At 45.0% G+C, this 13,321-nt stretch carries 15 protein-coding genes; 10 read left to right on the plus strand and 5 right to left on the minus strand.

What is annotated here, in order from left to right; translation table 11 throughout:
* Positions 1-29: 29 nt before the first annotated feature.
* The 3 genes from MKX59_RS24285 to MKX59_RS24295 all read right to left on the minus strand — a co-directional run bounded on the left by MKX59_RS24285 (position 30) and on the right by MKX59_RS24295 (position 2,643).
* Entirely contained in the window at positions 30-476 is a 447-nt protein-coding gene (locus MKX59_RS24285; protein ID WP_028541062.1) for a hypothetical protein, read from the minus strand.
* A gap of 271 nt (positions 477-747) precedes the next feature.
* Positions 748-1,137: a winged helix-turn-helix transcriptional regulator gene (locus MKX59_RS24290; RefSeq protein ID WP_023986908.1), complete on the minus strand. Its 390-nt coding sequence runs from the start codon at positions 1,135-1,137 to the stop codon at positions 748-750.
* 162 nt (positions 1,138-1,299) lie between these two features.
* Entirely contained in the window at positions 1,300-2,643 is a 1,344-nt protein-coding gene (locus tag MKX59_RS24295; RefSeq protein ID WP_071559335.1) for a glycoside hydrolase family 30 protein, read from the minus strand.
* 210 nt (positions 2,644-2,853) lie between these two features.
* On the opposite strand from MKX59_RS24295, the gene MKX59_RS24300 reads away from it, so the two are divergent.
* From MKX59_RS24300 to MKX59_RS24330, 7 genes are all read left to right on the plus strand, one after another.
* A complete protein-coding gene (locus MKX59_RS24300) occupies positions 2,854-3,534 on the plus strand; it encodes a response regulator transcription factor (protein ID WP_028541060.1) in 681 nt (226 codons plus the stop codon).
* Positions 3,531-5,300 (plus strand): sensor histidine kinase, encoded by a 1,770-nt coding sequence (locus MKX59_RS24305; RefSeq protein WP_028541059.1) that lies wholly within the window; start codon positions 3,531-3,533, stop codon positions 5,298-5,300. The genes MKX59_RS24300 and MKX59_RS24305 overlap by 4 nt, the downstream gene beginning before the upstream one ends.
* Positions 5,301-5,324: 24 nt before the next feature.
* Positions 5,325-5,834: a CDP-diacylglycerol--serine O-phosphatidyltransferase gene (gene pssA, locus MKX59_RS24310; RefSeq protein ID WP_023986912.1), complete on the plus strand. Its 510-nt coding sequence runs from the start codon at positions 5,325-5,327 to the stop codon at positions 5,832-5,834.
* A 22-nt stretch (positions 5,835-5,856) separates the two neighbouring features.
* Positions 5,857-6,351 (plus strand): DedA family protein, encoded by a 495-nt coding sequence (locus MKX59_RS24315; protein WP_013308662.1) that lies wholly within the window; start codon positions 5,857-5,859, stop codon positions 6,349-6,351.
* A gap of 87 nt (positions 6,352-6,438) precedes the next feature.
* Positions 6,439-6,855 carry a phosphate-starvation-inducible protein PsiE gene (gene psiE / locus MKX59_RS24320; protein ID WP_025723919.1) on the plus strand — a complete coding sequence of 139 codons (417 nt, stop codon included), beginning with the start codon at positions 6,439-6,441 and terminating at the stop codon, positions 6,853-6,855.
* Positions 6,856-6,909: 54 nt separating this feature from the next.
* A complete protein-coding gene (locus MKX59_RS24325) occupies positions 6,910-7,917 on the plus strand; it encodes an AI-2E family transporter (RefSeq protein ID WP_023986914.1) in 1,008 nt (335 codons plus the stop codon).
* 242 nt (positions 7,918-8,159) lie between these two features.
* Positions 8,160-8,717: an NADPH-dependent FMN reductase gene (locus MKX59_RS24330; protein WP_264454199.1), complete on the plus strand. Its 558-nt coding sequence runs from the start codon at positions 8,160-8,162 to the stop codon at positions 8,715-8,717.
* Positions 8,718-8,818: 101 nt separating this feature from the next.
* Here the strand turns inward: MKX59_RS24330 and MKX59_RS24335 are convergent, their stop codons facing one another.
* Positions 8,819-9,742, minus strand: a complete 924-nt coding sequence (locus tag MKX59_RS24335) for a ketopantoate reductase family protein (RefSeq protein ID WP_053324600.1) — start codon at positions 9,740-9,742, stop codon at positions 8,819-8,821.
* Entirely contained in the window at positions 9,742-10,614 is an 873-nt protein-coding gene (gene panB / locus MKX59_RS24340) for a 3-methyl-2-oxobutanoate hydroxymethyltransferase (RefSeq protein WP_068941424.1), read from the minus strand. The genes MKX59_RS24335 and panB overlap by 1 nt, the downstream gene beginning before the upstream one ends.
* Before the next feature lie 531 nt (positions 10,615-11,145).
* Here panB and MKX59_RS24345 point away from each other — a divergent pair.
* The 3 genes from MKX59_RS24345 (at position 11,146) to MKX59_RS24355 (ending at position 13,290) form a co-directional block, all read left to right on the plus strand.
* Positions 11,146-11,517 (plus strand): MmcQ/YjbR family DNA-binding protein, encoded by a 372-nt coding sequence (locus MKX59_RS24345; protein WP_023986918.1) that lies wholly within the window; start codon positions 11,146-11,148, stop codon positions 11,515-11,517.
* Positions 11,518-11,657: 140 nt separating this feature from the next.
* A complete protein-coding gene (locus MKX59_RS24350) occupies positions 11,658-12,284 on the plus strand; it encodes a nitroreductase family protein (protein ID WP_023986919.1) in 627 nt (208 codons plus the stop codon).
* A 55-nt stretch (positions 12,285-12,339) separates the two neighbouring features.
* Positions 12,340-13,290 (plus strand): ring-cleaving dioxygenase, encoded by a 951-nt coding sequence (locus MKX59_RS24355; protein ID WP_340859135.1) that lies wholly within the window; start codon positions 12,340-12,342, stop codon positions 13,288-13,290.
* The last annotated feature ends 31 nt before the right edge of the window (positions 13,291-13,321 follow it).

Here is a 13,321-nt window from a genome sequence, read left to right on the forward strand (position 1 = left end):
TGGATTGCTAATGGAGTTGTGGACGATATTTAGAATGAATAGTAGACCAGACCATGCTCGATAAGATATGAACGACTAATCCGAGGGGGGAGTATGGTCGCTGATGGGGAGAGAATGTGCAGGTTCGCATGGGTAGTCAGATCGGATAAGGCAGATAGAGCTAGCTCTGTTTTATCAGGCCCCCAGTGATCAGCATGGTGCTGAATATATTGCTCAGCCTCGGTTAAGGACAGACCCTTGAGCGAGGTAAACACGGAAGCCCAGCGGACGAGGTCAAAGGCACCTTTAATTTCAGGCAGCTCATATTCCGCCAGACCTTGAGCGCCGTTACACGACATAGTAAGCAAGCCACAGCAATGGTGTTGATAAGGTTTTGAGTCAGGAAATTGACGATAGTCGTATTGAATCATTTCCATGGAACCAATGCTTAATTGGGTCGCTTGGGATGTTGTGGGCTGGGCAAGCGTCATGCTCATGCTAGAACGGCCTCCTTCTCGGATTCACTGTAAATAGGGATGGAAGAATCATACGTCACAGCGGATGTAATGTAAATCACGAATACAAGTGTAAAATGAGGATATGTAGCGGAAAACGAGCTTTAATGCCAATGGAAACGGATACTTGCATCCATTTCTTTTATTATCTTGGGGAACGTCTTTATATCACAAAAAAAACAACCCCAGATCTCCCCAGGGTCGTCTCTACAAAAATATAGTTCAGCATTTTGCAAAATGCTTGTTTTGCTGGTCACACGGGTGTGACGTCCTGAATCGCTTCTTCTTCTTTCCAAATCACGTTCTCGCGATAGTTTGATCCCCAATCGTACATTGCTCTCAGTACCGGAATCAGGCTTTCGCCATGCTCCGTCAGTGAATATTCCACATGTGGAGGGACGACGGGATAGACTTTACGAAGAATGAGTTTATCTTCCTCCAGCTCGCGCAATTGGTTGGTCAGCATTTTTTGCGTAATATGGGGGATTAGCTTCTTCAATTCACCAAACCGCTTGGTGCCTTCCATACCGAGATGCCACAAAATAATCAGCTTCCATTTTCCACCGATGACCGCGAGAGTCAATTCCTTATCACAATTAATCAGCTTCAAATCAATCCGGTCTTTTACAGTAGTGATATTCATCGACCTCCTGACCATAGTTATTCCAAGTATACTATTTATAGCTACTATACGCAAAAGGATATACATCCATTTTGGAAACTATACATATGCTTGGACACTTATAGACCGGACAGGGATACCTAATGATGTGTGCAAGCTGGAAGAGTCCAGAAATCTGTGGCGTTAAGAAGGAATCACGATAGTATTAAAGGACTCCGGCTCCAGCTCCAAGCGGTGTGTTGTTTCACCGAGAGACAGATTCAGCACACGCGATTCCTTGAACGGATTGGCGATGACCACCACCCTTTGCCCGTCTGTATTTTGAAAAGCAACTGCATTTCCAGTCCATGAGCCACGAAGTCCGATGCGTCGGGCACCTGGTAATACAAAATGAGAAAAATGCTTCATGACATAATACTCTGGATTCAGGACAGGTTTTCGATCCGCGGGATCAACGGTAATCATCGAATTTTGCTCCCAGCCCCATGTGCTCTTGCCTTTCGGTTCCAAAACCATATTCCAGTAAATATAAGCATTCACACCATTGCTGAAGTAGTGCTGGTACAGATTATATACATATTTGGCGTAGTCCCATGAGTTTTCTCCGTTGCCGCATTCATTTTCTGTTTGCATGTAACGAAGCTCAGGATAACTGGCAACGGTGCGCTGAATGGCATTTTTGCCTGCCCACTGGTAGCCTACGCCTTTAATATATTTGTAGGCCTCGGGGTCACTCAATACGGTATGGGCATACTCATCGAATCCGGTAGAAGTCTTCTTCATTAATTCCTCCCACGGATCGGGAGCGTTAATGGTCCCCAGCCAAATTTCCGTATCTAGTCCGTGTTCCTCAAAAGCAGGGCCCAAATAGTCCCGAATAAATTCACGCAGCTGCTCCCCGGTCCATACACAGGAAGGGAACTTCTGATCGGCAATGACTTCATTTTGAACATGAATCTGATGGATCGTAATACCTGCCTCGCGGTAAGCCTGAACAAATTTGACAAAGTACAATGCATACGCTTTCAAAATATCCTTTTCCCAGCGCAGAGTGCCGTAATTGTAGGCTTTCGGTGATTTCATCCATGTCGGCGGGCTCCAGGGTGAAGCGAACAACTTCAGGTTAGGATTGAGTTGTAACGCTTCCCGAATAAAAGGAATGAGATATTGCTGATCACGCTCAATGGAAAAGTGCTTCATCTCCACGTCGCCGTCTGTTTCATTGTGGCTGTACCACTCCAGCGCGTAGTCACTCGCTCCAATAGGAAGTCGGCATATTGCAAATTTGTGCTCGCCCTCTGGATGAAAGAGAGAATGAAGCACCCGATCTCGTTCGTCCTTTTCCAAATGGTTCAGGGCTACATAACCCAATTCATTAAAACAGCCACCAAAACCTTCGACAAGCTGATGTGTTTCTCCCGTAAGGGTTAGGTTGGCACTATCTTGGGTATCGGTAAGATGATGAGCTTGGGATTGCCAAGCTTTAGCTTTAGAAGTGGAAAACCACTGAATGGTTTGATTACTCATGTATTACCCTCCTGTTCAGGCTTTTTGTATCTCTTCTTATTATAGGGTAGGATCACAGGAGATGAGATGGTCTGAGCCAAGACAAATTTGCCCTAATCCAAGGTCGAATTTGCTGATGAGAAGTTCTGCTGATAAGAGGTATCAAGAACACATAAAGTACACATGTCTTTGATATGCTGGTGTCCTAGAATGACGAAAGAGGGAAGTCGATTGAAGAAAAGGGTTCTTCTCGTGGAGGATGAAATACGTATTCGTGAAGTTATTGCTGATTATTTTAAACAAAATAATTGGGAAGTCTATGAAGCAGGTAATGGAAAAGATGCACTAATCTGGTTTGATTCGGTGCAGCCGGACCTGATTATACTCGATATTATGATGCCGGAGCTGGATGGTTGGGAGGTGTGCCGCCAGGTACGCAGCCGTTCAGGTGTGCCGATCATTTTGTTGACAGCCAAATCCGGTGATGATGATAAAATATTAGGCTTTGAACTGGGAGCCGATGATTATGTTACCAAACCTTTCAGCCCCAAGGTGTTGATCGCCCGCGCAAACGCGCTGATGAAGCGAGTGGAAGGACATGTGCAGCCGGAGTTGCATATTTTGCGATTCGGCACTGCCATTCTCAATACGATGGCTCATCGACTTGAGGTGGATCAGGCGGAAGTCGAGCTGACGCCCAAGGAGTATGAGTTGCTGCGGCTGCTTATACATAATAAAGGCATAGTCATTTCACGGGATGTGATACTGAACCGGGTGTGGGGCATCGACTTTGAAGGAGACACACGGGTTGTCGATACTCATATCAAAAAGCTGAGAAGTAAGCTAGGCCGTGAATCACGCCATATCCGCACGGTTTTTGGTACAGGCTACAGGTTTGAGGAGGAAGAATGAACAAACGGGGAGTTACCTTTAAGTTGTTCATTATGACGGTTGTGTTTTTCCTGTGTTTTTACGGTATGGTGATTTTAAGTCAATTTCTGTTTTTTGAAAATTTTTATCAGCAACAGAAGATTGGTCGTGTGGAAAGCCGTTTGAAAAGCTTCGGTCAAAGTTATGTCCAGGAGGCTTGGGGATCGGGCAGGGTTTCGCGAGAGGCAGCTCGCTTTATGCTTCAAAATAAGAACCAGTTGGCGATTGTTACGTTGGACGGCAAAGTAAAGCTGGATGATGCGTTTCATATCAGTCTCAGAACAGCAGATGGTAAAGTTGTTAAGATATCGCTGTCTCTGTTTATGAGCGAGTACGGAGATGAGTTGAGAGCTGCCCGGATTCAGCCCGGTGATACGGTAACGGTTGAAGGTGAGGTATTGGGGACTGACGGCATCACTTCCCCCAACTTAATTTATCCATTAGGCATTCAGAAGCCTGGTTTCAAAAATATAGGAACGACATCGCAAGCGGCTGGCACAGATGACAGTGTAAGGTTGTCCGGTACGGTGACAGAGATTGCACTGCCAGATCTGAAAACATGGAGTCAGCGACAAGGATTACTGTTTGGTGCGCTGGAGGAATGGTTCCCTTTATCACAGGCGCATCTGGAGAAACTTAAGAATTTCGAAGTGTTGGAGGAAGATTGGACGGAACCTTGGACAGGGGTACGTAATGCAGTCATAGTCCATCCTGTTCGTCAGGACACAGGCGAGATCGACCTCCTGTTCACAGTGACATCGTTGCAGGAAATTAGTGAGACGAATGAAGCTCTGCGCTGGTTTTATCTGTACCTAGGGATCGGGGGATTTGCACTCATTCTGATTTTGTCCCTGTTCTATTCCCGGATGGTGACCCGTCCGCTCATTGCTTTGAATAATACCGCCAAGCGAATGGCTAAGCTCGATTTTACAGCCCATACACCAATCCGGCAGAATGATGAGCTGGGCAGCCTGTCCTACAGCATGTATACCCTATCCCAGAACCTGGACACGGCTTTGCGCGAGCTTCAGGAGGTCAATCAACAATTGGTCGAGGACATGGAACAGAAACAGAGGATGGAGGCTGTGCAACAAGACTTTTTTGCCAACGCTTCTCATGAACTGAAAACCCCGCTGAGTATCATTAAAGGCTTCGCAGAAGGATTACAAGATGGGGTTAGCGCCGGGAAGCAGGATCATTATATGAAAGTCATTGTAGAGGAAGCGGACAAAATGGAGCGATTGGTCAAAGATATGCTGGACCTCGCCAAATTGGAATCGGGTACTCTCAAGCTCCGCAAGACGACCTTTATCTTGAGTGAGCTGGTGGAGGAAGTCGTGGACAAGCTATTCCATCTGTTGAAGGAGAAAAAGCTGGAAGTGGTCATTATCCCCGCCAATGAGATGCCGATTCATGCCGATGTAGGATGGATGGAACAGGTGATTATCAACTTTGTTGTCAATGCCATACGGCATGCTGAGGAAGGAAGCTCAATCACGATTCGTATCGAAGGCGCTGAGGAAATCCGTTTTTTTTCCATTGAAAATAAAGGTGAGACCATTCCTGACGATCAACTGGAGCAGATATGGGACCGTTTTTACCGGGCCGAGCTGTCACGTAGCCGCCAGACGGGTGGGACAGGACTGGGGCTGTCGATCGTCAAACGAATTTTAGATTTGCACGAATTCCGCTATAAGGTGGAGAATACCAAGGACGGCGTCCGTTTTGTTGTTATATTCGGAGGCTAAGCTACGGCAAAGGAGTTAAGGAGTATGAAATGGAATTGGTTGCCCTCACTATTCACGATTGCAAACCTGGGGGCAGGGGTCTTATCCCTGTATTTTACGATTCATGAGCAATACATGACCGCTTTTATTCTCGTGGTGGTGGCTGCTTTATGGGATGTATTAGACGGTTTGCTGGCAAGGCTGTTGCATTGCTCCAGTGATTTTGGCAAACAGCTCGACTCGCTGGCGGATGTTGTCTCATTTGGGGTTGCCCCTGCTTTCTTGATCTTGTTATACAAACTGGGAGATACCCATTGGATAGGACCGCTTGTGGCTGTTTTGTTTGTCATATGCGGTGCGGTAAGATTGGCAAGATTCAACCTAATGGCTTTTAGCAAAGGCTTTGTAGGTATGCCGATTACGGCGGCGGGTGTGATTTTGTCCTTTATGTTTTTATGGAGTGAGCATTTGAAGCCGGGGTTGTTGCTTGCATTAATGGTAGTGCTGTCGTTCCTGATGGTTAGCCGTATTCCCTTTCCGTCCTTCAAAAAATAATCGGTCAGGAGGTGGCTCTCCTATGGAATGGGTCATCAGCATGATTACACAATACGGATATATCGCTATTTTTGCTCTTCTTGCTCTTGGGATTATCGGTCTACCGGTTCCGGATGAAATTATTATGGTGTTTGTCGGCTATTTATCCTCTATCATGGTACTGAATTATTCGGTGTCTATATTAGTCAGCTTCATCGGTGCGATGACAGGGATGATGATCAGCTACACGCTAGGCAAAAAGCTGGGTCAGCCCTTGGTGGATAAGCACGGCAAGTGGGTTGGATTGACACCGAAGCGATTTGCAAGAGTTAAGGGGTGGTTTGCGCGTTTTGGGTTATGGACCATTTTGTTTGGTTATTTTATCCCAGGAGTCAGACATGCGACAAGCTATTTGTCGGGCATTAGTGCGATGCCTGTCCGAAAATATATGCTGGTGGCAAGCGCAGGTTCTCTGATATGGACGCTTATCTTTATCTCCATTGGTTATATTGCAGGGGCGAATATAAACTTTCATTAAGGTGACCTCAAAAGTAATGTAGCATTTTTCACGTATACCACCGATAATATAAATAAAGATACTGTACAACCAGTGAGGGGATCTGTATTGAATGCATTAATGAAGTATATTGAGAAGTTACCTAGTTTTCTGCAAATGATCTTGAATATCTCGCTGTTTCTGGTCGGGCTGATTTTAAGCTTCTTACTTCTAAAAGAAACATGGTCCATTTTTTCTTATGTTTTTTTGTACACAGAGGCCGACAAAAATTACTATGAATTCACGGAAGAGTTGCTTGTGTTTTTCTTGTATTTTGAATTCATAGCATTAATAGTTAAGTACTTTAAAACCAATTTTCATTTTCCATTACGTTATTTTATCTATATTGGGATCACGGCTGTCATCAGGCTCATTATTGTAGATCATGATGATGCTAAAAATACATTCTGGTGGTCTATTGCTATCTTAGTCATGGTAGGTTCTCTATTGATCGCTAACAGTAAATTGATAAAAAGAGAAAATTGATGCTCAGGAAGATTGCAAAGTTGACAGTCAAGTGGAAAGAGGGAATAAAGACGAATGGTAAGAAACTGGATGAATCATGCGGGCGTCAGGCGGGTAGCCGTCCTTGCGATAATCGTTTTGCTGTTGTTTATGTTAAGAAGCATGATGAATATTATGTTGTTAACACTGCTGCTTACGATCTTGATTGGTAGTATATATAACGGAGTGAATAAGCTGGTCAAGCGGTTCGTCAATGTGCCGTCAATGATCGTGCTGCTACTGGTGTATGGGCTGCTAATTCTGATTATGGTGTGGGGCGTTTACCGAATGGTGCCGCTAATCGTTGTACAGGTCAAGCAGGTGTATCTCATGATTCAGCAAGCGTATATGTATCCTGATCGTAATCAATGGAACGAAACGATTATCGAATTTATGGACACGCTGAATGTTCAGCGGCTATTTGAGCCTGGCCTGAGTGCAGTGATGAAGGTCAGTCAATTGGGAACACAGCTTCTGGTGTCGATTATTTTGAGCTTGTTCTTCCTGATGGAAAAATCATATATTACACGTTTTACAGCTACGTTTGTAGATAGCAAGCTGGGTTGGTTTTTCAAGGAAGTGGGTCATTTTGGCCGTATGTTTCTGGATACGTTCGGGAAGGTATTGGAGGCTCAACTGCTGATTTCACTTATTAACTGTATATTGACCACGATTGCACTCTGGATTATGGGCTTCCCTAATCTGCTTGGTCTTGCGCTCATCATTTTCGTACTTGGATTGGTTCCAGTGGCAGGTGTGTTTATCTCACTGGCACCGCTCGGCCTGATCGCTTTCAGTGTCGGCGGCATTCAATATGTGATTTATCTAGTTATTCTGATTGTGGTGATTCATGCGATTGAGGCCTATTTCTTAAATCCGAAGCTGATGTCATCCAAAACGAATTTACCGATCTTCTTTACCTTTGTCGTACTTATTTTCTCTGAGCATCTGATTGGAATTTGGGGCTTGATTGTAGGTATTCCGTTGTTTGTTTTCTTCCTTGATCTGATTGGGATAAAACGCAAGCAAGAGAAGGATACTTGATTCAGCACTACAGATTCCACCCTTGTATAGTGACTATTGATTCATCACGAATGCCTGCGAAGCCGCAGGCATTTTTTTATTGCCCTTTTGTTCATAGGAAAAAAATCGCTGACGCTCATCATCATGCAGAAGGTGTCCAACGGCATTATCAATGCATTCTCACTTGCTTTTTAATTCTCTTGTTAGTTATAGTACACTGAATATGCAAGATTAGATCAAGTTAAAAGAAATGAGATGATCGGATGGAACAGAAAATTAAGGTATTGGCTATATCGGGTAGCCTTCGTCAAAAGTCCTCCAATACAGCGCTTATGAAGGCTACTATTGGGCTGGCTCCTGAAAATATGATATTCACAGTCTATGATGGATTGGGGGATCTCCCGCATTTTAACCCTGACTTGGATGTAGATGAGGGGTCAGCTTCCGTAAAAGAGCTACGGGAGCAATTGAAACAAGTGGATGGAGTGCTGATCTGTACACCGGAATATGGGAATGGTGTGCCGGGTGCTTTGAAAAATGCCTTGGATTGGCTCGTATCTTCAGGTGAATTTGTAAATAAACCTACAGCGGTCATTAGCGCGTCACCGTCTCCTATGGGCGGCCATCTTGCGCATGCCTCGCTGCTGCTCACATTGCAAATGATCAATGCACAGATTGTGGAGAATGGAAAGGTCATTATTCCGCATATCACCTTGAAGCTAAATCAGGAAGGTGAAATTACAAACGCTGAAACTAGGCAGGAGCTAGAAGCATTACTTCAAGGGCTTGAGCAAGCATGCTCAAGCACAGGAACTCTTTAGATTTTTGAAGTTTAATAAAGGAAAAGCAGCGGCAGTCTAAGATTTCATTTTCACCTTCGAAGCTGCCGCTTCCTCTTTTAATTGATTTTAAAGTTTGAATTTTAGACAGTGTCCAATAAGCTCTCGTATACCTTTAATCGGGCATATACCGTTTCGAGTATGGGGTAAACAGTATTACTGGTTGCAGCCAATGCAAGCAGTGAACCATGTAGATGGCTGGCTTCAATCGGAAGCTTTTTAAGCATATCGCGTTGCATGGATGACATCATCTCTGGTCGTAAGGATTCCATCGTTTTCAGTGTATGAGCTTCCATCTCTGAATCAATCGGCATCCCCGCGTTGTGAGCAAGTGTGACAATCTCATGCAGCAGCTTTTCGTAAATAGCACGTGACTCTGCCGTGGCAAGTATAGTTCCAACCGAGGCATCCATCAGTGTTGTAATTGCACTCAAGCTGGCAACGAATATATATTTCTGCCAAACTTCACGCTGGATATCGTGGCTTCGTGCCACTGTGAAGCCTGCATGATCAAGATGATTCAGCAGCAATTGTGTACGCTCTGAGTGCACTCCGTTCCATTCACCGAAGACGATACGGTGGAACGGACTTGTCTGAACAACAGAACCATCATGATCCAGCGTAGTTTCAATATAACAAAGTCCGCCCAGCACTTTTTCAGAACCGAATTGCTTGCGCAAAAAGTCAAAATGTTCGTAACCATTAAGTAACGGAAGAATCATGGTATGATCACCGATATAAGGCTCAAGATCGAACTGCAATTGGGGAAGATGATACGCTTTGACCGAAATGATAATACAGTCGAACGGATCGGCGGCTTCACCATTTGTAATAGCACGGATTGGCGTCTGGAAATCTCCATGAACACTTCTAACAATCAGACCGACTTCTGCCAACTGAGATTTTTTTGAAGGGCGTACGAAGAAGGTCACGTCTTCTCCTTTTTGAACAAGAAGTCCCCCGAAATAGCCTCCAATCGCCCCTGCACCTACAATCAGAAATCGCATTATAGGGTCCCTGCCTTTACTTTTGCATTCCCGTATAATCCTTCTACTACGTTCTCATCTGCCTTAAAAACATGCTCCTCGCCTGGAAAAGAACGATTCTTCACGTCTTCGACATATTGCCCGATGCTGTTACGAATCAAAGCACCTATATCCGAATAGGTTTTTACGAACTTCTTCTCCCGGTAAGGAGCTGAGTATTGTAACATGTCATGATACACCAAAACCTGGCCATCACAGTATCTCCCCGCACCGATGCCTATGACCGGAATAGATATCTCTCGGGTGATGCTCTTCGCTACTTCCTCTGTCACCAGCTCTAACACGATGGCAAAAGCTCCCGCTTGCTCCAGGGCCCGGGCATCATTTAGAAGGCGCTCAGCGGCCTGTGAGTTTTTACCTTGAATGAAGTATCCGCCGATTTGATGCACAGACTGTGGTGTAAGTCCGATATGCCCCAGTAGTGGGACGCCGGATTGAACAATTCGCTTCACGGTGTCGCAAATTTCCATGCCCCCTTCTAATTTCACGGCATGGGCATGTCCCTCTTGCATGAGCCTGCGCACATTAGTAAGGGCTTCTTCACTACTCCCGTGGTACGTCATAAATGGCATATCAGCAACAATAAAAGTATGTTCCGCACCGCGCACGACAGACCGTGTATGATAGACCATATCATCCATAGTGACGGGCAGTGTGGAGTTATAATTAGATAACACATTACCTACGGAATCACCGACAAGGATGATATCGATCCCGGCTTCCTCAGCCAAACGAGCAGATGGATAGTCATACGCCGTAATCATACTTATAGGTGAACCTTCTCGTTTCATTTTCTTCAATTGCAAAATATTAAGTGCTTTCGAGGTTGCCATGGTTGCATTCAAATCCTTTCCTACCTTTATTTTAGATCACAAAAAAAACCTTTCAGCACATGGCTGAAAAGGTCCGAAAGGCAAAAAAAGAGTCAATTTGCGACCGTTCTTTTGTCTCGGTCCTTGCGGATCAGAGCAAAATCCAACGAGTTCACCTCCATAGGCTCACACATCTACATATTGAATTACAGTAACTAGAGTACCGTTCGAATGTATCGATACAGCCTCTCACGGAAGTATACCAAAATATAGGGCTGTTGCATAACATTCTCTACTATATGAACAAAACAAGCCCCTCCAACTTCCTATTCGGAAGTGAAGGGCTGTCAGCTTGCAGATACAGTATGTGAAATATTGCTAAATCATCAGGACGTGTATGAGGTCACGGACGGTCAATAAATTCATATAGAAAGGATTGACCCTCCCGATAGAATTCTAATTGTAGCATGGGACTATTGTATGTGGAGAGCGTGATATAATAGGGCACAAATCGTTTCATAGATGATGAATCAAGCAGAGGAGTGAAGGCTGGTGTATGAACAAATTGTAGCGTATGGTCTGAGCCAAAAAGAGGCTGTTAAGGATTATCCATTCGGTGCTGAAACGCTAGTACTGAAAGTTGGAGGCAAGATGTTTGCTCTATTATCTGAAAAGGACGGCATTAGCCACCTATCCTTGAAATGTGATCCGATCATTGCGGTAAATCTGCGTGAACAAAACAAGGCAATTAAGCCAGGCTATCATTTAAATAAAAAGCATTGGAATACGATTGAGGTTGACGCTACCTTCCCACTGGAGGATTTGTACAGCATGATCGACCATTCGTATGAGCTAGTCTTCAAGAGCTTAACCAAAGCGCAACGCGAAGCGATTACGATGAGAATACGGGCAACGGATTTGTAAAGGGCTGGTGAAGCCCTTAGGTTGTATCCAAAAATACTTACTAACATTATTATAGTTTTACTTGACAGAAAACACGAATAGATATATTCTTAATTTAAAGATAATTCATTTGAAAATAATATCAAGGAGTGGAACTTAACATGAGCGAACTGGTGAATATTATTCAAGAGAGAAGATCAGCTTCTAAATTTATTCCTGATGTTACTATAGATGCAAAAGAACTAGAAGAAATATTTCAGTTGGTGAAGTTTGCACCATCGGCTTTTAATTTACAGCATACGCGCTATATCGTAGTGCAGGATGCAGATACCAAACAAAGACTGCATGATGAGGCAAGTAAGCAGTATAAAATATTAACGGCTTCGGCGACCATTGTAGTGCTGGGGGATACAGAAGCTTATACCAAGGTAGCTGACCTCAACGAAGGCTTCCTGAATTTAGGTGTCCTGAGCAAGCAGGAATATGATAGTACAGTGGAGTCGGTAACTCAGTTTTATCGCGAGCGGGGACCTGTCTTCCAGAGAGAAGAAGCGATCCGTAATGCCAGCCTGTCGGCTATGCAATTGATGTTGATTGCCAAGGACAAAGGCTGGGATACTTGCCCGATGATCGGTTTTGATCCGGCGAAGGTGCAGGAAGTACTGAATATTCCAGAGCAATTTGTACCCGTGATGATGATTACCTTGGGTAAAGAGGACGAATCGGGTCAGCGGGCACGGGGATACCGCAAGCCGGTTGGACAATTTGTCAGCTACAATGGATTTTGAAATTTGTAAATCATTTGTGTAAATAAATCATCATGTTAATGAAGGAGTGATAAAGATGTCATTGAAAACCGCTGGAATTCACCATATCACGTCCTTTGCAGGAGACCCGCAGGGCAACGTTGATTTTTACGCAGGCGTACTTGGTTTGCGATTGATTAAAAAGACGATCAACTTTGATGCTCCAGAAGTATACCATTTGTACTTTGGTAATGAAGAGGGCAGCCCGGGAACGATCATTACCTTTTTTCCAGCTCCGGGTACACGCAAGGGTAAGATTGGAGGTGGACAGGTCGGGATTACGACGTATGTCGTGCCGTCCGGTGCTTTGGAATACTGGGAAAACCGTCTGCACAGCTTGAAGGTGTCTTTCACGAAGGCCACTCGTTTTGGCGAGTCATTCATCCAGTTCCGAGACAACGAGGGCTTGCATCTGGAGCTGGTGGAGCGGGAAGATGGCCCGGTGAACACGTGGACAGCTGGCGACGTGCCTACGGATAAAGCTATCAAGGGCTTTGGCGGGGCGGTACTGTACAGTGCGGATTCCAAGCATACGCAAGAGGTGTTGGAGAACGTCCTGGGGATGACTCCCATCGGAGAAGACGCAAATGCAGGCTACATCCGCTATCAGGCGACAGGTGATTTGGGCAACCTGATCGACATTCCGGTCAAAGATGTCCCGTGGGGGAATGGCGGCGCCGGTACGGTTCACCATATTGCCTGGCGCGCGCAGGACGATACGGAGCATCAGGCGTGGAACGAATGGGTTCATCAGCATGGTTTTGGGACCAGTGGTATTGTAGATCGCCAATACTTTAATGCCGTATACTTCCGCGAGCGGGGCGGTATTTTATTCGAGATCGCAACCGATCCACCCGGATTTACCGTGGATGAGGAATTGAATGAATTGGGGCACAAGCTGATGCTGCCTGAATGGTATGAGCCTCATCGCACCCAGATTGAGTCTAACTTGGTTCCCATTGAACCTAGAGTATTAAAACAGGATTAATCTGCTCGATCCAAACAATCATATTTAGAAG

It is taken from the genome of Paenibacillus sp. FSL R7-0340, from assembly GCF_038002205.1.
GTDB lineage: Bacteria > Bacillota > Bacilli > Paenibacillales > Paenibacillaceae > Paenibacillus > Paenibacillus polymyxa_B.

What these genes read in the sequence shown, in the direction of transcription:
- MKX59_RS24285 (WP_028541062.1), bottom strand. Translation starts at nt 476, where the DNA reads ATGAGCATGACGCTTGCCCAGCCCACAACATCCCAAGCGACCCAATTA.
- MKX59_RS24290 (WP_023986908.1), bottom strand. Translation starts at nt 1,137, where the DNA reads ATGAATATCACTACTGTAAAAGACCGGATTGATTTGAAGCTGATTAAT.
- MKX59_RS24295 (WP_071559335.1), bottom strand. Translation starts at nt 2,643, where the DNA reads ATGAGTAATCAAACCATTCAGTGGTTTTCCACTTCTAAAGCTAAAGCT.
- MKX59_RS24305 (WP_028541059.1), top strand. Translation starts at nt 3,531, where the DNA reads ATGAACAAACGGGGAGTTACCTTTAAGTTGTTCATTATGACGGTTGTG.
- pssA (WP_023986912.1), top strand. Translation starts at nt 5,325, where the DNA reads ATGAAATGGAATTGGTTGCCCTCACTATTCACGATTGCAAACCTGGGG.
- MKX59_RS24315 (WP_013308662.1), top strand. Translation starts at nt 5,857, where the DNA reads ATGGAATGGGTCATCAGCATGATTACACAATACGGATATATCGCTATT.
- MKX59_RS24325 (WP_023986914.1), top strand. Translation starts at nt 6,910, where the DNA reads ATGGTAAGAAACTGGATGAATCATGCGGGCGTCAGGCGGGTAGCCGTC.
- MKX59_RS24330 (WP_264454199.1), top strand. Translation starts at nt 8,160, where the DNA reads ATGGAACAGAAAATTAAGGTATTGGCTATATCGGGTAGCCTTCGTCAA.
- MKX59_RS24335 (WP_053324600.1), bottom strand. Translation starts at nt 9,742, where the DNA reads ATGCGATTTCTGATTGTAGGTGCAGGGGCGATTGGAGGCTATTTCGGG.
- panB (WP_068941424.1), bottom strand. Translation starts at nt 10,614, where the DNA reads ATGGCAACCTCGAAAGCACTTAATATTTTGCAATTGAAGAAAATGAAA.
- MKX59_RS24350 (WP_023986919.1), top strand. Translation starts at nt 11,658, where the DNA reads ATGAGCGAACTGGTGAATATTATTCAAGAGAGAAGATCAGCTTCTAAA.
- MKX59_RS24355 (WP_340859135.1), top strand. Translation starts at nt 12,340, where the DNA reads ATGTCATTGAAAACCGCTGGAATTCACCATATCACGTCCTTTGCAGGA.